This is a genomic window from Pseudomonas alcaligenes (assembly GCF_014490745.1).
GTDB lineage: Bacteria > Pseudomonadota > Gammaproteobacteria > Pseudomonadales > Pseudomonadaceae > Aquipseudomonas > Aquipseudomonas alcaligenes_C.
Genome location: NZ_LZEU01000001.1, coordinates 4,605,317 through 4,626,652, shown reverse-complemented (window position 1 = coordinate 4,626,652; position 21,336 = coordinate 4,605,317). Strand labels below are relative to the sequence as shown.

Annotated in this window: 22 protein-coding genes; 6 read left to right on the top strand and 16 right to left on the bottom strand. The window is 66.3% G+C overall.

Annotation, left to right across the window (positions count from 1 at the left end; genetic code table 11):
* Nucleotides 1-31 precede the first annotated feature (31 nt).
* Entirely contained in the window at nucleotides 32-3,811 is a 3,780-nt protein-coding gene (locus tag A9179_RS21205) for a bifunctional diguanylate cyclase/phosphodiesterase (RefSeq protein WP_187808172.1), read from the top strand.
* On the opposite strand, the gene rimK is transcribed toward A9179_RS21205, so the two are convergent.
* Nucleotides 3,812-4,717 (bottom strand): 30S ribosomal protein S6--L-glutamate ligase, encoded by a 906-nt coding sequence (gene rimK / locus A9179_RS21200; RefSeq protein WP_187808171.1) that lies wholly within the window; start codon nucleotides 4,715-4,717, stop codon nucleotides 3,812-3,814.
* The gene (rimB, locus tag A9179_RS21195) at nucleotides 4,714-5,181 is read right to left on the bottom strand and encodes a retropepsin-like aspartic endopeptidase RimB (protein WP_187808170.1); all 468 of its coding nucleotides are present in this window, start codon (nucleotides 5,179-5,181) and stop codon (nucleotides 4,714-4,716) included. The genes rimK and rimB overlap by 4 nt, the downstream gene beginning before the upstream one ends.
* Nucleotides 5,182-5,279: 98 nt before the next feature.
* Here rimB and A9179_RS21190 point away from each other — a divergent pair, with 98 nt between their 5' ends.
* From A9179_RS21190 to A9179_RS21180, 3 genes are all read left to right on the top strand, one after another.
* Nucleotides 5,280-5,675: an RNA-binding S4 domain-containing protein gene (locus A9179_RS21190; protein WP_187808169.1), complete on the top strand. Its 396-nt coding sequence runs from the start codon at nucleotides 5,280-5,282 to the stop codon at nucleotides 5,673-5,675.
* Between the two features lie 84 nt (nucleotides 5,676-5,759).
* On the top strand, nucleotides 5,760-6,647 hold the full coding sequence (gene hslO / locus A9179_RS21185; protein WP_187808168.1) for an Hsp33 family molecular chaperone HslO: 888 nt from the start codon (nucleotides 5,760-5,762) through the stop codon (nucleotides 6,645-6,647).
* 157 nt (nucleotides 6,648-6,804) lie between these two features.
* Nucleotides 6,805-8,346, top strand: a complete 1,542-nt coding sequence (locus tag A9179_RS21180; protein ID WP_187808167.1) for a phosphoenolpyruvate carboxykinase — start codon at nucleotides 6,805-6,807, stop codon at nucleotides 8,344-8,346.
* 65 nt (nucleotides 8,347-8,411) lie between these two features.
* On the opposite strand, the gene A9179_RS21175 is transcribed toward A9179_RS21180, so the two are convergent.
* The 14 genes from A9179_RS21175 to A9179_RS21110 all read right to left on the bottom strand — a co-directional run bounded on the left by A9179_RS21175 (nucleotide 8,412) and on the right by A9179_RS21110 (nucleotide 18,999).
* Entirely contained in the window at nucleotides 8,412-8,813 is a 402-nt protein-coding gene (locus tag A9179_RS21175) for a hypothetical protein (RefSeq protein ID WP_187808166.1), read from the bottom strand.
* A 308-nt stretch (nucleotides 8,814-9,121) separates the two neighbouring features.
* Complete coding sequence (locus tag A9179_RS21170; RefSeq protein ID WP_187808649.1) at nucleotides 9,122-9,376, bottom strand: hypothetical protein; 255 nt, start codon at nucleotides 9,374-9,376, stop codon at nucleotides 9,122-9,124.
* A 52-nt stretch (nucleotides 9,377-9,428) separates the two neighbouring features.
* Entirely contained in the window at nucleotides 9,429-9,752 is a 324-nt protein-coding gene (locus tag A9179_RS21165) for a DUF3392 domain-containing protein (protein ID WP_187808165.1), read from the bottom strand.
* A 183-nt stretch (nucleotides 9,753-9,935) separates the two neighbouring features.
* A complete protein-coding gene (locus A9179_RS21160; RefSeq protein ID WP_187808164.1) occupies nucleotides 9,936-10,220 on the bottom strand; it encodes a hypothetical protein in 285 nt (94 codons plus the stop codon).
* Between the two features lie 106 nt (nucleotides 10,221-10,326).
* Nucleotides 10,327-11,487 carry a radical SAM family heme chaperone HemW gene (gene hemW, locus A9179_RS21155; RefSeq protein WP_187808163.1) on the bottom strand — a complete coding sequence of 387 codons (1,161 nt, stop codon included), beginning with the start codon at nucleotides 11,485-11,487 and terminating at the stop codon, nucleotides 10,327-10,329.
* On the bottom strand, nucleotides 11,484-12,080 hold the full coding sequence (gene rdgB / locus A9179_RS21150; protein WP_187808162.1) for an RdgB/HAM1 family non-canonical purine NTP pyrophosphatase: 597 nt from the start codon (nucleotides 12,078-12,080) through the stop codon (nucleotides 11,484-11,486). The genes hemW and rdgB overlap by 4 nt, the downstream gene beginning before the upstream one ends.
* Complete coding sequence (locus A9179_RS21145; RefSeq protein ID WP_187808161.1) at nucleotides 12,077-12,496, bottom strand: DUF4426 domain-containing protein; 420 nt, start codon at nucleotides 12,494-12,496, stop codon at nucleotides 12,077-12,079. Before A9179_RS21145 ends, rdgB begins: the two co-directional genes overlap by 4 nt.
* Before the next feature lie 26 nt (nucleotides 12,497-12,522).
* A complete protein-coding gene (gene metW / locus A9179_RS21140; RefSeq protein WP_187808160.1) occupies nucleotides 12,523-13,143 on the bottom strand; it encodes a methionine biosynthesis protein MetW in 621 nt (206 codons plus the stop codon).
* 3 nt (nucleotides 13,144-13,146) lie between these two features.
* Nucleotides 13,147-14,286 carry a homoserine O-succinyltransferase MetX gene (gene metX / locus A9179_RS21135; RefSeq protein WP_187808159.1) on the bottom strand — a complete coding sequence of 380 codons (1,140 nt, stop codon included), beginning with the start codon at nucleotides 14,284-14,286 and terminating at the stop codon, nucleotides 13,147-13,149.
* 96 nt (nucleotides 14,287-14,382) lie between these two features.
* Nucleotides 14,383-16,371 carry a dynamin-like GTPase family protein gene (locus A9179_RS21130; RefSeq protein WP_187808158.1) on the bottom strand — a complete coding sequence of 663 codons (1,989 nt, stop codon included), beginning with the start codon at nucleotides 16,369-16,371 and terminating at the stop codon, nucleotides 14,383-14,385.
* 186 nt (nucleotides 16,372-16,557) lie between these two features.
* A complete protein-coding gene (locus tag A9179_RS21125) occupies nucleotides 16,558-16,854 on the bottom strand; it encodes a DUF167 domain-containing protein (RefSeq protein ID WP_187808157.1) in 297 nt (98 codons plus the stop codon).
* A complete protein-coding gene (locus A9179_RS21120) occupies nucleotides 16,855-17,448 on the bottom strand; it encodes a YggT family protein (RefSeq protein WP_187808156.1) in 594 nt (197 codons plus the stop codon).
* Nucleotides 17,449-17,457: 9 nt separating this feature from the next.
* Nucleotides 17,458-18,276, bottom strand: coding sequence for a pyrroline-5-carboxylate reductase (gene proC, locus A9179_RS21115; protein ID WP_187808155.1), 819 nt, complete (start codon nucleotides 18,274-18,276; stop codon nucleotides 17,458-17,460).
* Nucleotides 18,277-18,312: 36 nt separating this feature from the next.
* Nucleotides 18,313-18,999 carry a YggS family pyridoxal phosphate-dependent enzyme gene (locus A9179_RS21110; RefSeq protein ID WP_187808154.1) on the bottom strand — a complete coding sequence of 229 codons (687 nt, stop codon included), beginning with the start codon at nucleotides 18,997-18,999 and terminating at the stop codon, nucleotides 18,313-18,315.
* Between the two features lie 72 nt (nucleotides 19,000-19,071).
* Here A9179_RS21110 and pilT point away from each other — a divergent pair, with 72 nt between their 5' ends.
* Together pilT and A9179_RS21100 are read left to right on the top strand one after the other, a co-directional pair.
* Nucleotides 19,072-20,106 carry a type IV pilus twitching motility protein PilT gene (gene pilT / locus A9179_RS21105; protein WP_187808153.1) on the top strand — a complete coding sequence of 345 codons (1,035 nt, stop codon included), beginning with the start codon at nucleotides 19,072-19,074 and terminating at the stop codon, nucleotides 20,104-20,106.
* 55 nt (nucleotides 20,107-20,161) lie between these two features.
* On the top strand, nucleotides 20,162-21,307 hold the full coding sequence (locus tag A9179_RS21100) for a PilT/PilU family type 4a pilus ATPase (protein WP_187808152.1): 1,146 nt from the start codon (nucleotides 20,162-20,164) through the stop codon (nucleotides 21,305-21,307).
* Nucleotides 21,308-21,336: the final 29 nt, after the last annotated feature.

Below are 21,336 nucleotides of genomic sequence, written 5' to 3'. Positions count from 1 at the left end.
ATGCTGCTCAGGAAGCTTTTCTGAGGTCAGCATGCCCGCCGTACCCAACCGATTGCCGCTCTGGAGCTGGTGGCTGCCTCTGCCACTGCTGCACCTGGGCACCTGGCTGAACCTTGCCCTCGGTACCGTGGGCGGGGTGGCTCTCGGCTATGTGCCGTTTGCCCTCGGCCTGGTCTGCGTGCTCTGGTGGGGGCCGCGGGTGCTGCTGGCGGTGTACCTCAACGCGCTGCTCGGCGCCCTGCTGTGGGGGGTGGCGTGGCCGCTGGCGGCGCTGCACGGGCTGCCGGAAACCCTCGGTGTGGCGCTGGCCTGGGCGTTGCTCCGGCAGCGCCGGGTCGAGGCGACCCTGTGCCGCCTGCCGCACCTGCTGCGCTTCATCCTGCTCGGCGTGCTGCTGCCGGCGGCGCTGATGGCCCTGGCCATGCAGGCCGGCAAGCTGCTCGGCGGCCAGGCTCCGGCTGCCGCCTGGGCCCGCGACAGCCTGGGCCTGTGGCTGGCCTACGGCCTGAGCAGCCTGCTGATCGCCACGCCGGCGCTGGCCGCGATCACCCCGAGCTTGCGCAGCCGGGGCTGGGTGCTGCCGGCCGTGGCCGGCGAGCAGGGGCGGGCGCCGGCCTGGCGCCACCTGCCGCCCTGGCCGCTGCTGCTGGCGCTGCTGGTCGGCCTGCCCTGGCTGGTGGGGCTGCTGCCGCTGGCCCTGACCCTGCCGCTGATCGGCCTGTCGATGCTCAGCCTGGCGCTGGTCTGGGGCTTTCCCGGGGCCCTCTGCGGCCTTGGTCTGACCGCCCTGGTGACCCTGCTGCCGCTGTTCGGCGAGGCCGCTCTCAACGGCGAGTGGCTGGGCCCGCAGCGCAGCGAGCTGCACCTCAGCGTGCTGGTGCTGATGATCGCCACCCTGCTGGTCGGCCGTGCCCTCAGCGACCTGCGCCAGACCCTCAAGCTCAGCGCCGGCATGCAGAAGGAGCTGGCCCTGGCCAACCTGGCGCTGCAATCCTGCCCGCTGGGGGTGTCGATCTCCGACGTGCGCCAGCCGAATACCCCGTTCATCTACTGCAACCCGGCGCTGGAGCGCATCAGCGGGTACTCGCGCGAGGAGATCCTCGGCAGCCCCAGCCGCCTGCTGCTCAACCGGGACGAGGAGCAGAGCGGCCTGTTACGGGTGCGCGAGGCGATCCGCCGCGGCATCGTGCACCAGGAAACCCTGCGCAACTACCGCAAGGACGGCCAGCGCTTCTGGAACGAGGTGACGGTCGCCCCGTTGCTCGACGAGCACGGCGAGGTCAGCCATATAGTCGCGCTGAACAATGACGTGACCGAGCGCGAGCGCCTGGCCGGCGAGCTGACCCAGCGCCGCGAGGAACTGCTGCGCCAGACCCACCTGCTGTCGCAGACCGAGGCGGTGGCCGATATCGGTGGCTGGGTGCTGGAGATGGCCGACCAGCGCATGTACTGGACCGACGGCTGCTTCCGCCTCAACGAGCTGGATCCGGCCGGCGGCGCGCCGGACATGCAGGCCGCCCTGGCTCGTTACGACGAAGAAAGCCGCCAGCTGATGGAGGAAACCCTGGCCCAGGTGCTGCGCACCGGCCAGCCCTACGACCTGGAGGTGCGCCTGATCGGCGCCAAGGGTACCCAGCGCTGGGTGCGCCTGAAGGGTTTTCCCGAGCTCGACGGCGAGCGGCCGGTGCGCCTGTACGGGGCGATCCAGGACATCAGCGCGCGCAAGCGTACCGAGCAGCAGCTACGCGAGCGCGACGAATGGCTGCGGCTGTTCTTCGAGGCGCCGCTGATCGGCATGGCCATGGTCGGCCCGCAGCGCCAGTGGCTGGAGGTCAACCACAAGCTGTGCGAGATCCTCGGCCGCAGCCGCGAGGAACTGCGCGAACAGTCCTGGCTGCAGATCAGTCATGTCGACGACATCGAGCGCGAGGATCGCCTGTTCGACGCCATGCGCGAAGGCGCGCGCGACGATTGCGAGCTGGAGAAGCGCTTCCTGCGCCGCGACGGCAGTCTGGCCTACACCCGCCTCAGCCTGCGCGCGGTGCGCGGGAACAAGGGCCGCCTGGAGGCCTGCCTGGCGCTGATCGAGGACATCACCGCGCGCCACGATGCCGAGGCGCGCTATCGCACCCTGGTCGAGCATGCGCCGGAGGCGATCCTGTTGTTCAGCCCGAAGACCGGCATCATCGACGCCAACGAGAATGCCGAGCGGCTGTTCCGCATGAGCCATGCCGAGCTGCTCGGCCGCCTGCCCAGTGCGATGAGCCCGCCGCGCCAGGCCGACGGCCAGGCCTCCAAGGCCGCGGCGCGGCAGCATCTGGATGCAGCCATTGCCGGCGGTACCCCGGTATTCGAGTGGCTGCACCGCGACAGCGGTGGCCGCCAGCTACCCTGCGAAGTGCGCCTGGTGCGCATGCCCGGCAAGCCGCTGCTGATCCGCGCCAGCATCACCGACATTTCCGAGCGCCAGCGCTACCAGCGCGAGATCGAGCGGCTGGCCTACAGCGACGAGCTGACCGGCCTGCCCAACCGCCGCCTGCTGCAGGATCGTCTGCAGCACGCGATGACCCGCGAGCAGCGCGACAACCGCTTCGGTGCCCTGCTGTTCATCGACCTCGACCACTTCAAGACGGTCAACGACAGCCTCGGCCACCCGGTCGGCGACGCCCTGCTGCGCGAGGTCACCGCGCGCCTGGGGCAGTGCCTGCGCGCCGAGGATACCCTGGCCCGGCTCGGCGGCGACGAGTTCGTGGTGTTGCTCGAAGGCCTGGCCGAGAGCCCCGAGCTGGCGGCCGAGCATGCCGCCGAAGTGGGCGACAAGCTGCTCGCCAGCCTGCAGGGCAGCTACCGGGTGGACGGCCACGACCTGGCGGTGACGGCCAGTATCGGCATCACCCTGCACCCATTGCCGGGCCAGGGCGCCGCCGATGTGCTCAAGCAGTCCGACACCGCCATGTACCAGGCCAAGCAGGGCGGGCGTAACGCATTGCACTTCTTCGCCCCGGAAATGCAGGCGGTGATCGACCAGCGCCTGCAGCTGCAGAGCGACCTGCGCCAGGCCATGGCCCGTGACCAGCTGTACCTGGTGTTCCAGCCGCAGCTGGCGCTGCACGACGGCAGCGTGGTCGGCGCCGAAGTGCTGCTGCGCTGGCAGCACCCGGAGCGCGGCGATATCGCGCCGACCCAGTTCATCGCCCTGGCCGAGGAAACCGGGCTGATCCAGGAGCTCGGCCAGTGGGTGCTGGAACACGCCTGCGCCACCCTGGCGCGCTGGCAGGCGCGCTGGCCGCAACTGGTGCTGGCGGTCAACCTCAGCCCGCGTGAGCTGCGCCAGGCCGACTGCGCCGAGCGCATCAGCGCCAGCCTGCAGCGCCATGGCCTGCCGGCCAGCACCCTGGAGCTGGAGATCACCGAGGGGGTGCTGCTGGAGGATGTCGAGCAGTGCATCGCCGCCATGCAGACGCTCAAGGCCCTGGGCATCCGCTTCGCCATCGACGACTTCGGCACCGGCTATTCGTCGCTGACCTACCTCAAGCGCCTGCCGCTGGATCGGCTGAAGATCGACCGCAGCTTCATCCACGACCTGGAGGGCGAGGCCAGTGGCCAGATGCTGGTGGAAACCATCCTGATGATCGCCCGCAACCTCGGCCTGGAGTGCGTGGCCGAGGGCGTCGAGAGTGCCGCCCAGCTCGCCTGGCTGCAGCGCCAGGGCTGTGCCCTGGGCCAGGGCTATCACTTCGGCCGGCCGCTGGTCGAGGCGCAGTTCGTCGCCTGGCTGGAGCAGCGCCAGGCCGGTTTAGTCGTGGGTTAGTCAGCCGCGGCCTTTGGTGCGGGTCTGGCCGGGCTCGGCGTTCTTTTCCAGGTACTCGATGATGATGGCGGCCACGTCCTTGCCGGTGGTGGTCTCGATGCCCTCCAGGCCGGGCGAGGAGTTCACTTCCATCACCAGCGGACCGTGGTTGGAGCGCAGGATGTCGACCCCGGCTACCGACAGGCCCATGACCTTGGCCGCGCGGATGGCGGTCATGCGTTCTTCCGGGGTGATCTTGATCAGGCTGGCCACGCCGCCGCGGTGCAGGTTGGAGCGGAACTCGCCGGGCTTGGCCTGGCGCTTCATCGCCGCGATCACCTTGTCGCCGACCACGAAGCAGCGGATGTCGGCGCCGCCGGCTTCCTTGATGTACTCCTGCACCATGATGTTCTGCTTGAGGCCCATGAACGCCTCGATCACCGACTCGGCGGCTTTTTCGGTCTCGCAGAGCACCACGCCGATGCCCTGGGTGCCTTCCAGCACCTTGATCACCAGCGGCGCGCCGTTGACCATCTGAATCAGATCGGGAATGTCGTCCGGCGAGTGGGCGAAGCCGGTCACCGGCAGGCCGATGCCTTTGCGCGACAGCAGCTGCAGCGAGCGCAGCTTGTCACGCGAGCGGCTGATCGCCACCGACTCGTTGAGCGGGAACACGCCCTGCATCTCGAACTGGCGCAGCACCGCGCAGCCATAGAAGGTCACCGATGCGCCGATGCGCGGAATCACCGCGTCGAAACCCTCCAGCGGCTTGCCGCGGTAGTGGATCTGCGGCTTGTGGCTGGCGATGTTCATGTAGGCGCGCAGGGTATCGATCACCACCATCTCGTGGCCGCGTGCCTCGCCGGCTTCCACCAGGCGGCGAGTCGAATACAGGCGCGGATTGCGCGACAGAATGGCGATCTTCATGGGGCACCGGGGGAGGAGGGCAGTTGCGGTTTGTCTTGCACGTAGGTGAGCGCCGGGTTGACCACCAGTTGGCCCGTGATCAACGCCTTGGAGCCGAGCAGCACCCGGTAGCGCATGGTCTTGCGGCAGGCCAGGGTGAATTCCACCAGCCACTGGCGGTCGCCCAGCATCAGCGCGGTACGGATCACGTAGCGGCTCTGGGTCTGGCCATTGGAACTCTTGATGGTCTTCACCGTTACCAGCGGCGCCTCGCAGCGGTGACGCCGTTGCACCAGGGTGCCGAAGTGCGCGGTGAAGCGTACCCAGGGCGCGCCGTCACGCTCGAAGGACACGATGTCGCTGGCATGCAGGGTCGAGGTGCTGGCGCCGGTGTCGATCTTGGCGCGCAGGCCGACCATGCCGAGCTCCGGCAGGTTGATCCATTCGCGCAAACCGATCACGGAAAGTTGGTCGAAAGTCTTCAATACAGGCTTCCATCAGCGATGCAGGCATTCTAGATGCGCCATGTGACAACTGCATCAGGCAAAATCCGCACCCATAGCGGACTTTTTTCGAGCCAACGATGAGCGATAAAGACGACGACAAGGTGCGCCTGGACAAGTGGCTGTGGGCGGCGCGCTTCTACAAGACCCGGGCCCAGGCCAAGGAGGCCATCGAGGGCGGCAAGGTGCATTGCCGCGGCGAGCGCTGCAAGCCGGCCAAGGAGCCTCGGCTGGGCGATGAATATGTGATCCGCGCCGGGTTCGACGAGCGCACCGTGGTGGTTCTGGCCCTGTCCATGGTGCGTCGTGGTGCGCCCGAGGCGCAGCTGCTCTATCGCGAGACGGCCGACAGCATTGCCCGCCGCGAGGCCGCCGCCGAACTGCGCCGTGCCGGCGCCATCGGCCTGCAGACCGACGGCCGGCCGAGCAAGAAACAGCGCCGCCAGCTCCAGCAGTTCCGCGGCGGACAGGACTGAACGGCACGGCTAGACAACCGGCGCTTGGTCGCGCCGGCCTTTGCGCCTAAAATCGCCGGCCCTGAAATCAAGCGGAATCCGGACATGTCCGATTTCACCCAGCGTTTTCTGTTTGACGACACCGACGTGCGTGGCGAACTGGCCAGCCTCGGTGAGAGCTACCAGCATGTGCTGGCCAAGCATCCCTACCCGCAGCCGGTGGCCCAGCTGCTCGGCGAGATGCTCGCCGCCGCCGCGCTGCTGGTCGGCACCCTGAAGTTCGACGGCCTGCTGATCCTGCAGGCGCGCTCCGCCGGGCCGGTGCCGCTGCTGATGATCGAGATCTCCAGCGAGCGTGAGGTGCGCGGCATCGCCCGCTACCACGCCGAGCAGATCGGCGCCGCCGCTGGTCTGGCCGAGCTGATGCCGGAAGGCACCCTGGCGCTGACCGTCGATCCCAAGCAGGGCCAGCGCTACCAGGGCATAGTCGCCCTGGAAGGCGACAGCCTGGCCGACTGCCTGTCCGCCTACTTTGCCACTTCCGAGCAGCTGCCCACGCGTTTCTGGCTGCATGCCGACGGCCAGCGTGCCCGCGGCCTGCTGCTGCAACAGCTGCCGGCGGATCGCCTGCGCGAAGCGGACGAGCGCGCTGCCAGCTGGGAACACCTGCTGACCCTGGCCAACACCCTGAGCGCCGAAGAGCTGCTCGGCCTGGACAACGAGACGGTGCTGCATCGCCTCTACCACCAGGAGTCGGTGCGCCTGTTCGATGCCGCGCCGCTGCAGTTCCGCTGCAGCTGCTCGCGTGAGCGCTCGTCGCGTGCCCTGGTCAGCCTCGGCCAGGCCGATGCCGAAGCGCTGCTGGCCGAGCATGGCGGACAGGTGGTGATCGACTGCCAGTTCTGCAACCAGCGCTATGCCTTCGATGCTGCCGACGTCACGCAACTCTTCGTTGGCGCCGGCAGTCAGAAGCCATCGGCAACCCGCCATTGATCGATAGTGTGCGTCTATCGGATGCACGAAGAGATCAGAGGCTGCCAAGGGAGGTGCTTTTCTGGCATACTCCCGCGACTTTTTTATCGCTGTAGTGGCATTTGACCGTCACTACACAATGTTCGGAAGACTCGGCCAGCGGCCGACGGGGATCCTCATGACGCAAGCCAACACCGCCGTATACACCGATATCAGCGCTGCCCAACTGGTCGAAGAGGCCATCCGTCGGGGCGAAGGCGAGCTGGCCGCCAACGGCTCTCTGGTCGTGCGCACCGGCCACCGTACCGGCCGTTCCCCGGCCGACCGCTTCATCGTCCAGGAGCCGAGCACCGAGGCGAAAATCGCCTGGGGCAACATCAACCGTCCGTTCCCGGCCGACAAGTTCGATGCCCTGTGGGATCGCGTTGAAGCCTTCAACCAGGCCCAGGATCATTTCGTTTCCTACGTGCACGTCGGCTCCGCCGAAGCGCACTACCTGCCGGTCAAGATGACCACCCAGACCGCCTGGCAGAACCTGTTCGGCCGTTGCCTGTTCATCAACCCGGAAACCTACAACCCGGGCGCCAAGGCCGAGTGGCAGATCCTCAACGTGGCCAACTTCGAGTGCGTGCCGGAGCGTGACGGCACCAACTCCGATGGCTGCGTGATCATTAACTTCGCCGCCAAGAAAGTCCTGATCGCCGGCATGCGCTACGCCGGTGAAATGAAGAAAGCCATGTTCTCCGTGCAGAACTTCCTGCTGCCGGAAGCCGACGTGCTGCCGATGCACTGCGCTGCCAACATCGGCGAAGAAGGCGACGTGACCCTGTTCTTCGGCCTGTCCGGCACCGGCAAGACCACCCTGTCCGCCGACCCGAGCCGTTACCTGATCGGTGACGACGAGCACGGCTGGGGCGTGGGCGTGGTGTTCAACATCGAAGGCGGCTGCTACGCCAAGTGCATCGACCTGTCCGAGAAGAACGAGCCGGTAATCTGGAAAGCCATCCAGTTCGGCGCCGTGCTGGAAAACGTGGTGCTCGACGACAACCGCGTGCCGGACTACACCGACGACAGCCTGACCCAGAACAGCCGTGCGGCCTACCCGCTGGAGCTGGTCGAGAAGCGCTCCGAGAAGAACCTCGGCGGCGAGCCGAATGCCGTGATCTTCCTGACCTGCGACCTGACTGGCGTGCTGCCGCCGGTGTCGATCCTCAGCGAAGAGCAGGCGGCCTACCACTTCCTGTCCGGCTACACCGCGCTGGTCGGTTCCACCGAAATGGGCAGCGGCGGCGGCATCAAGTCGACCTTCTCCACCTGCTTCGGCGCGCCGTTCTTCCCGCGTCCGGCCGGCGAATACGCCGAGCTGCTGATCAAGCGCATCCGTGGCTTCGGTTCCAAGGTCTACCTGGTCAACACCGGCTGGACTGGCGGTGGCTACGGCGTGGGCAAGCGCTTCAACATCCCCACCACCCGTGGCGTGATCGCGGCCATCCAGAGCGGCGCGCTGATCGGTGCCGAAACCGAGCAGCTGCCGATCATCAACCTGAGCGTGCCGAAGGCCGTGCCGGGCGTCGAGACCAACCTGCTCAACCCGCGCAACACCTGGAGCGACTCGAACGCCTACGACGAAGCGGCCAAGGGCCTGGCCCAGCAGTTCGTCGAGAACTTCAAGAAGTTCGACGTCTCCGACGCCATCCGCAACGCCGGCCCGCAACTCTAAGCAAGAGTTCAGGCCAAAGAAAAAGCCGCCTACGGGCGGCTTTTTTGTGCGCTGTCGTTTAGCAGTCAGGCACGGGTTTCAACATGTTGCTCCGGATATACCGGTTGGTTCTCAGGCCGCTCGGGGCGGCTGGGTAGATCGTCGATGTTCTGCGCCCGGTCGTAGCGCTGTTGCGCCTCGCGCAGTTCCGTAGCGGTCTCCAACGGACTCGGCTGGCTGTCGACTTCACTTTCGCTGGCTACCGCCAGATAGGTCTCGATTTGCCGTTGCTGGGTGTTGGCGCTGTAGATCTGTGCGGCGGCGTCACGCTTGGTGGCCTGGCTCAGTTCGTTGCTTGCCTGGCGCTCGTCCACTCGGTCTGAAGCAGCGTCGACGACCTTGTTTACCTGTTCGGGACTGGTCGGGCCGTACTTGTTGATGACCTGGGTCGAGAGCGGCAGGTTGCTGCTATACCCGGACACTTGCATACCCTTCTCCTCTATCGCTTCGTTGCTTTCAATCTACATCGGCGGGGGTGGGGGGGTTAGACGGATTAGCGATAGCGTCGAGAGGTGCTAGCCGCTTTCGCTGCGGCGCAGCTGCCTGTGGCCGCAGCCCTGGCAGCGGCCCGGCTTGGCCTGCTGTGCCTAGTCGGCGCCCGGCAGCATGGCCCGGTGGCCTTCGCGGGCAACGGTTTCCGCCAGGGCTCCGGGGCTGAGCAGGCTGGCGAGGATCAGCAACAGGGGGGCGATGCGCTTCATGGTGCCTCCGTGGATCGGGGACAGCTCTTGTTGTTCTAGTCGATCACCTGCGCGCCCTGGATGGTCAGCTCGGGCAGCGCCATGGGCATCGGGCAGATCTGCAGGTACTTGATGCTCTCGCGCGGGATCATCAGCAGGTCGCCGTCCACCTCGATGCTCAGATAAGGCGATTCGAGCTGTTTGCGCAAGGCCCGGGCGATCACCGCCGGGTCTTCGTTCTGCTGGGGAAAGCGCAGAGCCAGACGTTGGCCGTCGTGGAAGTACAGATACAGGTGCTTGAGGGGTTTCATCATGGCTCCTCCGTGGGCGGGCGGCTGGCCCGCACGGAGGTGCCGGCGGGGATCAGCTGCGGTCGGCCAGTACGCCGATCAGGAAGAAGACTAGTAGCAGCACCGGCGCCAGGGTGAAGTTGTTGAAATAACCCAGCCCATGGGACAGCCAGGGGGTGAGGAAGACGATGGCCAGGCCGTAGCCGACCGCGCAGACCAGGACGAAGATCAGGGTGCGCAGGAAGAAGTTGAAGCCGCCGATGGAGCGCTGTACCCAGGCATTGATGCCGGGCCCGAACAGCACGAACAGGGTGGCCATGATGGCCAGGGAAATGTCGTACAGGTGACCGCGGCACCAGCGCGACAGGGTGGCGATCAGGTCGAGCAGCAGATCCATCGGAAGTCCTTGGGGCGGGGTGTGAGGCGGCCATTGCACCCTAGTCGGGGCACGAATGCAAAGCGTGACTGTGGCGTTGCGCCACTGTGCCGGAGGTTCGCTTGAAAAACCGCTGGGGCAGCTCACATTTCGGCTGCGCCATGGTTTCCGCCCGCCTGCCGGGGCGGCGGGCTGAGCGGGAGGTCAGTCGTCGCGGCGAATCGCGCGCGATTCCTGGCGGGTGTCCTGCTTGGTGCTGCGCTTGAGCTGGCGGCAGTCCATGCGGCTGTCTTCCGAGTCGAGGCATTCCTGCTTGAGATCGCGGGCTTCCTCGCGGCCGCTCTGGCGGTTGTCGCGGGCGTCGTAGCGGTCGCTGCGGCGATCCTGGCGGCGTTCCGAGCCATAGGTACCGGCCTGGGCGAGGAGGGGAAGGGTCAGGGCGACCAGCAGGGCCGAGACGCCAAGACGCAGGGTAGTGGAGCGTTTCATGGTGGTTCCTGAGCGAGCGGGGCTGGATCACTCAGTATAGGTGCGGCCGGCGCCGCAGCGGCACGGCTGCCAAGCGCGTCACGGCGAGGGGCGGCGGGAGTGGGGGTCAGGGCAGGAAATGCTGCAGCAGGTCGTTGAGGAACAGCTGGCCTTCGCGGGTTGCGACCAGGCGTTCGGGGTCGTCCAGCAGCAGCTTGCGCGATTCGGCTTCGCGCCGCGCTGCGGCCAGTTGCGCCAACGGCAGGCCGGTGCGCTGGCTGAACAGGGCCGCGGGCACGCCGTTGGTGAGGCGCAGCACGTTCATCAGGAACTCGAAGGGCAGCTCCTCGGCGTCGAGCGCCCGGCTGCCGGCCTGGAAGGCCTTGGTGGTGGCCAGGTAATCCTTGGGCAGGCGGGTCTTCCAGCTGCGCAGGATGTGTCCGTCCGGGCTGCTCAGCTTGGCGTGGGCGCCGGCGCCGATGCCGAGGAAGTCGCCGAAGGTCCAGTAGTTGAGGTTGTGCCGCGCAGCGCGGCCGCTCTGGGCGTAGGCGGAAACCTCGTACTGGGCGTAGCCCTCGGCGGCCAGCAGGGCCTGGCCGGCCTCCTGGATGTCCCACAGCAGGTCGTCTTCCGGCAGCACTGGCGGCTGGCTCCAGAACACCGTGTTGGGCTCCATGGTCAGCTGGTACCAGGACAGGTGCGTGGGCTGCTGGTCGATGGCGGTGCGCAGGTCGAACAGGGCGTCCTCGATGCTCTGCTCGGGCAGGCCGTGCATCAGGTCGAGGTTGAAGTTGTCGAAGCCGGCATTGCGCGCCATGTCGGCGGCGCGGATCGCCTCGCTGCCGTCGTGGATGCGGCCGAGGGCCTTGAGCTTGGCTTCCTGGAAGCTCTGCACGCCGATCGACAGGCGGTTGATGCCGAGGCTGCGGTAGTCGCGGAACTTGGCCTGCTCGAAGGTGCCGGGGTTGGCTTCCAGGGTGATCTCGATATCGCCGGCAAACCCGACGCGCTGCTCCACCCCTTCCAGCAGCCGGCCCAGGGCCTTGGCCGAGAACAGGCTGGGGGTGCCGCCGCCGAAGAAGATCGAGGTCAGTTCACGGCGGTGGACATGGCCGAGGTCGGCATCCAGGTCGGCCAGCAAGGCATCGACGTACTCCTCTTCCGGCAGGCTCGGCCCGGCGGCGTGGGAGTTGAAGTCGCAGTACGGGCATTTGCGCACGCACCAGGGGATGTGCACGTACAGTGCAAGGGGCGGGAGCTGGAAGCCCCCGCCGGCGGGCGTGTTCATGCCAGCCCCAGGCGTTGCTTGAGCAGAACCATAGCGCGGGCGCGATGGCTGAGGCGGTTCTTCTCGGCGGCCGGCATCTCGGCGCTGGAGCAGTTGCTCTCGGCAACCCAGAACAGCGGGTCGTAGCCGAAGCCATGTTCGCCGCGGGCGGCGTGCAGGATGCTGCCATGCCACAGGCCTTCGCAGAGGATCGGCAGCGGGTCGTCGGCGTGCCGCACCAGGGCCAGGGCGCAGACGAACTGGGCGCCGCGCTCGGCGTCCGGCACGTCTTTCAGGGCATCCAGCAGCTTGGCGTTGTTGGCCGCATCGCCCTGACCATCGGCGTAGCGTGCCGAATAGATGCCGGGGGCGCCGCCGAGGTAGTCCACCGCCAGGCCGGAGTCGTCGGCCAGCGCCGGCAGCCCGGACAGGCGGGCAGCGTTGCGCGCCTTGAGAATGGCGTTCTCGACGAACGACAGGCCGGTTTCTTCCGGCTCGACGCTGGAGAATTCACCGATCGAGCGCAGGCGTACGCTGTCGCCCAGCATGGCCTGGAGTTCCTTGAGTTTGCCGGCGTTGTGGCTGGCGAGTACGAGTTCGGTGAGCGGCTTCATTCGTCTGGGAACACTTCCTGGTCGAAGCTGAAGGTATTCGGCGCGCCGTCGCCGACCTGCACGCTGAGGCTGAATTTGAGCACTTCGCGCTCATGCATGGGGAATTCGGCGAGGTAGTACACGGCACCGCTTTCCGGCACCTGCTTGAAGGTCAGCTCGGTACTCTGCCCGAGCAGGTTCTTCACCTGGCCGCTGACCTTGGCGGCCACGTTCTTGCCGGCCTTGAGCGCGGCGACATTGAGCACCCCGCCGGTCTTGCTGCGGGTCAGCCCGGCAGCGGCGGCGATGTCCGGCTGCAGGAAGCTGGAGTTGAACACGCTGTAGTGCACGTCGAGGTCGCCGAAACTCTCTTTGCGCTCGGCGAAAGCGGGCAGGGTGAACAGCAGGCAGAGCATCAGGGATGCGAAGCGAAGCATGGTGTACCTCCGGGGCGTCAGGCGGTTCAGACGGCTACGCGGTGATCGGCCAGGCCGGCGCCGCTGACGCGATAGATGCCGATCTCTCCCAACAGATTAGGCCAAAGCCGGCTGCCGAGGTTGTGCCGGTGGGCGTGATCCACTGCCAGGCGCTCTTCGACCCGCGCGCCCTGGGCGTGGCACAGGCGCTCGAAGTCGGCGAAGGTGCAGAAGTGGATGTTCGGCGTGTTGTACCAGGTGTAGGGCAGGAACTCCGACACTGGCATGCGACCCTTGGTGGTCAGGTACCAGCGGCAGCGCCAGTGGCCGAAGTTGGGGAAGGTGATGATGCAGGTCTTGCCGACCCGCAGCATTTCCGCCAGCACCTTGTCCGGGTAGCGCAGGGCCTGCAGCGACTGGGTCATCACCACCACGTCGAAGCTGTTGTCGGCGAAGTTGCCCAGGCCTTCGTCGAGGTTCTGCTCGATTACGTTGACCCCGCACTCGATGCACTTGGCGATCTTCTCCGGGTCGATCTCCAGGCCGTAGCCGCCGACCTGCTTGTGGTCGCGCAGGTGGGCCAGCAGGGCGCCGTCGCCACAGCCGAGGTCGAGCACGCGACTGCCGGGGGCGATCCATTCCTGGATGATTTCCAGATCCGCACGCATGACTTACACCTCGATCCGGTTCATGTAGGCGCTGAAACCCTGCAGGTAACGCGGGATCGGCATAAGGAAGGCGTCGTGGCCCTGCGGCGCATCGATTTCCAGGTAACAGACGTTCTTCTTCGCCGCCAGCAGGGCGTCGACGATTTCCCGCGAGCGCGCCGGCGAGAAGCGCCAGTCGGTGGTGAAGGACATCAGGCAGAAGTCGGCCTTGGCCGCGCTCAGGGTCTTGGCCAGGTCGCCGCCGTGGGCCGCGGCCGGGTCGTAGTAGTCCAGCGCCTTGGTCATCAGCAGGTAGGTATTGGCATCGAAGCGTCCGGAGAACTCCTCGCCCTGGTAGCGCAGGTAGCTCTCGACCTGGAATTCCACGCTGTGGAAGTCGTAGTTGAGCTTGTCGGTCTTCAGCTCGCGGCCGAATTTCTCGCCCATGGCGTCGTCCGACAGGTAGGTGATGTGGCCGACCATGCGCGCCAGCATCAGGCCGCGCTTGGGGATCACCCCTTGCTCCTGGAAGTGCCCGCCATGGAATTCCGGGTCGGTGAGGATGGCCTGGCGTGCCACTTCGTTGAAGGCGATGTTCTGCGCCGACAGCTTGGGCGCCGAGGCGATGCACAGGCAGTGGCGGATGCGCTCGGGGTAGCTGATGCTCCACTGCAGGGCCTGCATGCCACCGAGGCTGCCGCCGATCACCGCGGCCCACTGCTGTACGCCGAGCAGGTCGGCCAGGCGTGCCTGGCTGTGCACCCAGTCTTCCACCGTCATCACCGGGAAGTCGGCGCCATACACCTTGCCGGTGGCCGGGTTGAGGCTGGACGGGCCGGTGGAGCCGTTGCAGCCGCCCAGGTTGTTGAGGCTGACGACGAAGAACTTGTTGGTGTTGATTGGCTTGCCCGGGCCAATGCAGCTGTCCCACCAGCCGGGCTTGCGCTCATCCACGCTATGGTAGCCGGCGGCATGGTGGTGGCCGGACAGCGCGTGGCAGATCAGCACGGCGTTGCTGGCCGTGGCGTTGAGCGTGCCGTAGGTCTCGTAGACCAGCTGGTAGTCGGCCAGGCTGCGGCCGCAGACCAGCGCCAGCGGCTCGCTGAAATGCGCGGTCTGTGGTGTGACCAGACCTACGGAATCTGCGGGAAAGACAGTCGGCATCGAGCCTGCTCTTGATCGGGGGAGAGCGGCAGTCTAAAGAGCACGGCCCCCGGCAGCAAGCGCGGGGGCCGTGGTCGAGGCTAGCTGCGGTCGGGCTCAGGCGGGGTCGGCGGCGCTTTGCGCGCGGGGCGTGCCCGGCAGGGTGACCACCTTGCCCTGGCGCTGGATCGGCGCTGGCCGGCGCAGGGCACGGAGCATGTCGTTGGCCTGGCCGAGCTGGGTTTCCAGTTCGCCGATGTAGCGCGTCAGCTGCTCGCCGCGCTGGCGCGCCTGCTGGGTTTCCTGGGCCAGGGCCTTGAGCCGCAGCATGTGGGTTTCCAGCATCTGCTTGTGTTCCAGGGTGTGCTGCATCAGCGGCATCAGTGCATCGTTGGCCCACTGCTCGGCCTCGTGGCGCAGGCGCTGGTGCAGGCCGATGACTTCCTGCACCAGGGTGGCGAAGAAGCGCCGGGTCAGGCTGCGCTGCTCGGTGAGCAGGGTCTTCAGGTGCAGGCGGAACTGGTCGGCCTTCTTCTCCAGCTGGCGCAACTCGCGCTGGTAGCGCTGGCTGTTGAACTGCGGCGCATCGACGCCGTGCAGCGGGTTCTCTTCGTTGTGCCGGCGGTAGATGGCGGCGACCATCTTGTTGGCCATCTCGGCTTCCTGGGCCAGGCTGCCGAGGTCATGGCCGACGGCGCGGAAGAAGTTGAGGATCGCCTGGTTGATGCCCAGGGTCGTCCAGCTGCCGGTGAGGCCGCTGCGCACCCGCTCCAGGTGTTCTTCCAGGCGCTCCGGGCGCACCGCGGCGCGCAGCAGGTCGCCCTGGCGCTTGAGCAGACGCTGATTGGTCTTCAGGCCGAGCAGACGCTTGTGGTGCTGGCTGTGGTCTTCCTTGGTCTTGGCGGTCAGCTCGAAGAGCATCTGGCCGTTGTCCTGCTGGTGGCCGCAGAGCAGTTGCTGCTGCTCGCGGACTTTCTCCAGGCGCAGGTTGAGCACGTGCTGGCTGTTGTTGAGCAGGGCCAGTACCTGGTTGACCACGCGTTCTTCGAGCAGGCGCTCCTTCTGCGCGACGATACGCTCGCACAGCAGGTTTTCCAGGTCGGCCAGCTGGCTGCGGGCGAGCAGCGGCTCGTCCTTGCGCACCTTGGCCAGCAGGGCCTGCTTGGCCGACAGCGGCAGCACGTTGGCCGGGCTGATGCCGAGCTGCTTGGCGGTGTTGTTGCGCACCAGGCCGATGGCCTTCTGCACGTATTCCTCGCCGGCCAGGTCGTCCCACAGCACGTCGATCTTGTTCAGCACGGCGAACAGGCTGGACTGGGTGTCTTCGTCGAGCTGGCGGATATGCTGCTGCCAGATGGCCATGTCGCTGGCGGTGACGCCGGTGTCGGCGGCCAGCAGGAACAGGATGGCCTGGGCGTTGGGCAGCATCGACAGGGTCAGTTCCGGCTCGCTGCCGAGGGCGTTCAGGCCGGGGGTGTCGAGGATGCGCAGGCCTTGGCGCAGCAGCGGGTGGTCGAAGTTGACCATGGCATGGCGCCAGGCCGGCACCAGCACCTGGCCGGGTTTGCCGGCGGATTCCAGCATGTCCGGCAGGAAGCCGAGCTGGATCGCCTGCTCCACCGGCATCGGCTTGGTCTTGGCCACCTGGGCGAAGGCCAGGGCCATGTTGTCCGGGTCGCTGAGATCCAGCGGGATGTTCACCCAGTGCCGCGGGATGCGCTTGAACTGCGCCACGCTGGCCTCGGCCACGCGGGTCTCGATCGGCAGCAGGCGGATGTAGGAACGCTCCGAGCGCGGGTCGAAGAACAGCTCGGTGGGGCACATGGTGGTGCGCCCGGCGTGCGACGGCAGCATGCGCTGGCCGTACTCGGAGAAGAACAGGCTGTTGATCAGCTCGGTCTTGCCGCGGGAGAACTCGCCGACGAAAGCCAGGGTGATGTGGTCGGTGCGCAGCAGCTTGAGCGCGCGCTCCAGGCGCGTATCCATCGCCTCCGAGCCGAGCCGGTTGTGCGCCAGCCAGCTGCGGTAGCGAGTGATCTCGCGCATCAGCTCGCGCTTCCAGGCGACGTAGGCATCGACCTGCTGACTGAGTCGTTCCATGCTCATCCAGGCTCTCCTCTGGGCTAACGCATCCTGCGGTGATAGGGGCGGTTCAGTGGCCGCCGACGGCGGCGACACGTACAACGAGCTGCTCCACGACAATACCCGAGGCTTTGCCGGAGATGCCTGCATTATGCGGGGGGAGGTGGTGGCGTCAATCGCTGCCGTTCACAACTTCGGCCTGAAGGTCGCTCAGAGTGACCGATCGGTCAGTCCGGGCAGCGCCGGCAGACGCTGCGGGGCACGGATACGCACGCGCTTGTGGCGGTTGAGTTCGCCGCTTTCCAGGCTGACCTGGCTCTTGGCCACGCCAAACTCCTTGCCGAGGAAGGCCAGCAGCTGGGCATTGGCTTTACCCTCCACTGGCGGTGCGGTGAGGCGGATCTTCAGCCGCTCACCGTGCAGCCCGGCGAATTCATCCTTGCTGGCCTTGGGCTGCAGATGGCAGTCGAGGAGCAGATCCTCGCCATCCCAGCGGTACCAGCCCATTCAGATGAAGGGGCTGAGCAGGCTCGGCATCTGGCTCATCGCCGCCAGGTTGCCGATGACGAAGCGATCGAGCAGGTTCAACGCGATGAAGGCGAAGATCGGCGAGATATCCAGGCCGCCGAGGTTGGGGATCAGGCGGCGGAACGGTGCCAGCAGTGGCTCGCAGATCTGGTTGACCAGTTGTGCGCCCGGGTTGTAGCTGCCGGGGGCGACCCAGGAGAGGATCACACTGATGATCATGGCGAAGAAGAATATCTTCAGGAACAGCGAGGTCACCGCGATGATCGCCCACACCAGCAGGAGCAGGCCGGCGGCGGCTGGGTTGGCGCCGGCGAGGAGGATCACCACCACCATCAGCAGCAGCTGCACCAGGATCGCCAGCAGCAGCGAGGCCAGATCCAGCCCGCCGAAGCCGGGAATGATGCGGCGCAGCGGTTTGAGCAACGGCTGGGTGGCCTTGACCGTGAACTGGCTGAGCGGGTTGTAGAAGTCGGCGCGCACCAGTTGCAGGATGAAGCGCAGCAGCACGATCAGCAGGTACAGGCTGCCGAGGGTCTGGATGATATAGATGAGGGCTTCGGCGAATCCGGACATGAATGCTCCTTATTGACCCAGTTGTTCGGCCAGTTCGGCCGAGCGGTTGGCGGCGGCGTCCAGCGCCTGTTGTACCAGTGCTTCGAAGCCGCCGGCCTGGAAGGCTTTGATCGCTGCTTCGGTGGTGCCGTTGGGCGAGGTGACCCGGCGGCGCAGTTCGGCGGCGTCGACGTTGCTCTCGGTGGCCATGCGTGCGGCGCCGAGGGCGGTGTGCTGGGTCAGCTGGGCAGCGATGGCGCGCGGCAGGCCGAGGCGCTCGCCGGCGGCGGTCATCGCCTCGATCAGCAGGAAGAAGTAGGCCGGGCCGCTGCCGGATACGGCGGTGACCGCGTCGATCAGTTGTTCCTCGTCCAGCCACAGAGCCAGGCCGACGGCGCCCAGCAGCTGCTCGGCCAGCTGGCGCTGGGCCGGGCTGACCGCGGCGTTGGCGTACAGGCCGCTGGCGCCCTGGCGCAGCAGTGCCGGCGTGTTGGGCATGCAGCGCACGATGGCCACGTTGCCCAGCCAGGCGTTCAGGCTGGCGCAGCTGATGCCGGCGGCGATGGAGACGATCAGCTGGTCTTGGCCCAGGCTCGGCGCCAGGGCCTGGCATACGCCCTTGAGCACCTGCGGCTTGGTCGCCAGCACCACCACGTCGGCGCCGGCGATGGCCTCGGCGTTGCTCTCGAACAGTTCGATGCCGTGTTCGCTGGCAACCTTGGCGCGCTGCTCGGCGCCCGGATCGCTGGCGCGGATATGGCTGGCCGGGATGCCCTGGGCGAGCAGGCCGCCGATCAGACTGGCGGCCATGTTGCCGGCGCCGATGAAGGCGATACGTGGGTGACTCATCTCAGTGCTTCCTTTATTCAGTGTGACCGGCCTGGCTCAAGGCTGGCCATAATCGCGGGCGCCGAACAGTGCGGTGCCAATACGTACCCAGGTGGCGCCCTCGTCGATGGCGGCCTCCAGATCCTGGCTCATGCCCATGGACAGGGTGTCGAGCTGCAGATCCAGGGCATCGCGCAACTGGCGCAGGCGAGCCAGGGCGGCATGCTGCTGGGCCGCGTCCTCGGTTGGCTCGGGGATTGTCATCAATCCACGCAGGCGCAGGTGTGGCAGTTGTGTAACCGCCTGTGCCAGCGCGGGCAGTTGTTCCGGGCTGCAGCCGGATTTGCTGGCCTCGCCGCTGACGTTGACCTGCAGGCAGATATTCAGTGCCGGCAGGTGCGCCGGGCGCTGTGCGGCCAGGCGCTCGGCGATCTTCAGGCGATCCACCGAGTGCACCCAGGCGAAGTGTTCGGCAATCGCCTTGGTCTTGTTCGATTGAATGGGGCCGATGAAGTGCCAGATCAAGTCCAGATCGGCCAGTTCCGCCTGTTTGTTCAGGGCTTCCTGCAGGTAGTTTTCGCCGAAGTCGCGCAGGCCGGCGGCATGCGCTTCGCGGATCGCCGCCGCCGGCTTGGTCTTGCTCACGGCGAGCAGGCCGACGCTGGCAAAATCGCGCTGCGAGGCTTGCGCCGCCTCACGGATACGCTCGCGAACCTTTGCAATATTCTCTGCTATGGTGGACATTACTTGCGCTCTATAGCCCGCCCGTCAGGGGTCTGCGGCATTCTACCTGCTTGCATGTGATTGGGGAGTCCCATGGATATTACCGAGCTGCTCGCCTTCAGCGCCAAGCAAGGCGCGTCGGACCTGCACCTCTCGGCGGGCTTGCCGCCGATGATTCGCGTCGATGGCGATGTACGCCGGATCAACCTGCCGCCGCTGGATCACAAGCAGGTGCATGCGCTGATCTACGACATCATGAACGACAAGCAGCGCAAGGATTACGAGGAATTCCTCGAAACCGACTTCTCCTTCGAAGTGCCGGGCGTGGCGCGTTTCCGGGTCAACGCCTTCAACCAGAACCGTGGTGCCGGTGCGGTATTCCGTACCATTCCTTCCAAGGTACTGACCATGGAAGAGCTGGGCATGGGCGAGGTGTTCAAGAAGATCACCGACGTACCGCGCGGCCTGGTACTGGTCACCGGGCCGACCGGTTCGGGCAAGTCGACCACCCTGGCGGCGATGCTCGACTACCTGAACAACAACAAGTACCACCACATCCTCACCATCGAAGACCCGATCGAATTCGTTCACGAGTCGAAGAAGTGCCTGGTCAACCAGCGCGAGGTGCACCGTGACACGCTCGGCTTCTCCGAAGCCCTGCGCTCGGCCCTGCGGGAAGACCCGGACATCATCCTGGTGGGTGAGATGCGCGACCTGGAAACCATCCGCCTGGCGCTGACCGCCGCGGAAACCGGTCACCTGGTATTCGGCACCCTGCACACCACCTCCGCGGCCAAGACCATCGACCGGGTGGTCGACGTGTTCCCCGCCGAGGAAAAATCCATGGTGCGCTCGATGCTCTCCGAATCGCTGCAGTCGGTGATCTCGCAGACCCTGCTGAAGAAGATCGGCGGCGGCCGCGTGGCGGCCCACGAGATCATGATCGGCACCCCGGCGATCCGTAACCTGATCCGCGAGGACAAGGTGGCGCAGATGTACTCGGCGATCCAGACCGGTGGCTCGCTGGGCATGCAGACCCTCGACATGTGCCTCAAGGGCCTGGTGGCCAAGGGCCTGATCAGTCGCGAAGCGGCCCGCGAAAAAGCCAAGACTCCGGAAAACTTCTAAGAACCTACGCTGCCGCGCATGCGGCAGCTGCTGACAGGCAACACGGGCGGGAAAGATGGAATTTGAAAAGCTGCTGCGCTTGATGGTGGAAAAGGGTGGTTCCGACCTGTTCATTACCGCAGGCGTACCGCCGTCGATGAAGGTCAACGGCAAGATCATGCCGGTGACCAAGAACGCCATGTCGCCGGAGCAGACCCGCGAGACCGTGCTGTCGGTGATGAACGAGCAGCAGCGCCGCGACTTCGCCGAGAACCACGAGTGCAACTTCGCCATCAGCGCCCGTGGCATTGGTCGTTTCCGCGTCAGCGCCTTCTACCAGCGCAACCTGGTAGGCATGGTGCTGCGCCGCATCGAGACCAACATCCCGACCATCGACGACCTCAAGCTGCCCGAGGTGCTGAAGAAGCTGGCCCTGACCAAGCGCGGCCTGGTGCTGTTCGTCGGTGCCACCGGTACCGGTAAGTCGACCTCGCTGGCGGCGATGATCGGCTACCGCAACAAGAACACCAGCGGCCACATCATCTCCATCGAAGACCCGATCGAATACATCCACCAGCACCAGAGCTGCATCGTCACCCAGCGTGAAGTGGGCATCGACACCGAGTCCTTCGAAGTGGCGCTGAAGAACACCCTGCGCCAGGCGCCGGACGTGATCCTGATCGGTGAGGTACGGACCCGCGAGACCATGGATCATGCCGTGGCCTTCGCCGAAACCGGTCACCTGTGCCTGGCTACCCTGCACGCCAACAACGCCAACCAGGCGCTGGATCGGATCATCAACTTCTTCCCGCCGGATCGGCAGAACCAGGTGTGGATGGATCTGTCGCTCAACCTCAAGGCCATCGTCGCCCAGCAGCTGGTGCCGACGCCGGACGGCAAGGGCCGCCGCGCGGTGATCGAGGTGCTGATCAACACCCCGCTGGCCGCCGACCTGATCCGCAAGGGCGAAGTGCACGAGCTCAAGGCGCTGATGAAGCGCTCCACCGAGCTGGGCATGCAGACCTTCGACCAGGCCCTGTACAACCTCTACACCCAGGGCGAAATCACCTACGAAGACGCGCTGCTCTACGCCGACTCGGCGAACGATCTGCGCCTGATGATCAAGCTCGGCTCGGAGACCGACGGCGACCACCTGGCCAGCATGAGTCAGGGGCTGTCCCTGGAGGTCAGCGAGGAAGACCCGGGGCGCCGCTTCCGCTGATCCCAGCGCTGCGATCAAGCCCGCTTGTG

Bases quoted from the DNA above. Each gene is read 5' to 3' on its own strand.
- rimK (WP_187808171.1), bottom strand. From the start codon at position 4,717: ATGAAGATCGCCATTCTGTCGCGCAATCCGCGCCTGTATTCGACTCGC.
- metW (WP_187808160.1), bottom strand. From the start codon at position 13,143: ATGCGTGCGGATCTGGAAATCATCCAGGAATGGATCGCCCCCGGCAGT.
- metX (WP_187808159.1), bottom strand. From the start codon at position 14,286: ATGCCGACTGTCTTTCCCGCAGATTCCGTAGGTCTGGTCACACCACAG.
- A9179_RS21145 (WP_187808161.1), bottom strand. From the start codon at position 12,496: ATGCTTCGCTTCGCATCCCTGATGCTCTGCCTGCTGTTCACCCTGCCC.
- hemW (WP_187808163.1), bottom strand. From the start codon at position 11,487: ATGAACACGCCCGCCGGCGGGGGCTTCCAGCTCCCGCCCCTTGCACTG.
- A9179_RS21125 (WP_187808157.1), bottom strand. From the start codon at position 16,854: ATGGGCTGGTACCGCTGGGATGGCGAGGATCTGCTCCTCGACTGCCAT.
- A9179_RS21120 (WP_187808156.1), bottom strand. From the start codon at position 17,448: ATGTCCGGATTCGCCGAAGCCCTCATCTATATCATCCAGACCCTCGGC.
- proC (WP_187808155.1), bottom strand. From the start codon at position 18,276: ATGAGTCACCCACGTATCGCCTTCATCGGCGCCGGCAACATGGCCGCC.
- A9179_RS21100 (WP_187808152.1), top strand. From the start codon at position 20,162: ATGGAATTTGAAAAGCTGCTGCGCTTGATGGTGGAAAAGGGTGGTTCC.
- A9179_RS21170 (WP_187808649.1), bottom strand. From the start codon at position 9,376: ATGAAACCCCTCAAGCACCTGTATCTGTACTTCCACGACGGCCAACGT.
- A9179_RS21130 (WP_187808158.1), bottom strand. From the start codon at position 16,371: ATGAGCATGGAACGACTCAGTCAGCAGGTCGATGCCTACGTCGCCTGG.
- A9179_RS21205 (WP_187808172.1), top strand. From the start codon at position 32: ATGCCCGCCGTACCCAACCGATTGCCGCTCTGGAGCTGGTGGCTGCCT.
- A9179_RS21110 (WP_187808154.1), bottom strand. From the start codon at position 18,999: ATGTCCACCATAGCAGAGAATATTGCAAAGGTTCGCGAGCGTATCCGT.
- A9179_RS21180 (WP_187808167.1), top strand. From the start codon at position 6,805: ATGACGCAAGCCAACACCGCCGTATACACCGATATCAGCGCTGCCCAA.
- hslO (WP_187808168.1), top strand. From the start codon at position 5,760: ATGTCCGATTTCACCCAGCGTTTTCTGTTTGACGACACCGACGTGCGT.
- A9179_RS21175 (WP_187808166.1), bottom strand. From the start codon at position 8,813: ATGCAAGTGTCCGGGTATAGCAGCAACCTGCCGCTCTCGACCCAGGTC.
- A9179_RS21190 (WP_187808169.1), top strand. From the start codon at position 5,280: ATGAGCGATAAAGACGACGACAAGGTGCGCCTGGACAAGTGGCTGTGG.
- A9179_RS21165 (WP_187808165.1), bottom strand. From the start codon at position 9,752: ATGGATCTGCTGCTCGACCTGATCGCCACCCTGTCGCGCTGGTGCCGC.
- pilT (WP_187808153.1), top strand. From the start codon at position 19,072: ATGGATATTACCGAGCTGCTCGCCTTCAGCGCCAAGCAAGGCGCGTCG.
- A9179_RS21160 (WP_187808164.1), bottom strand. From the start codon at position 10,220: ATGAAACGCTCCACTACCCTGCGTCTTGGCGTCTCGGCCCTGCTGGTC.
- rdgB (WP_187808162.1), bottom strand. From the start codon at position 12,080: ATGAAGCCGCTCACCGAACTCGTACTCGCCAGCCACAACGCCGGCAAA.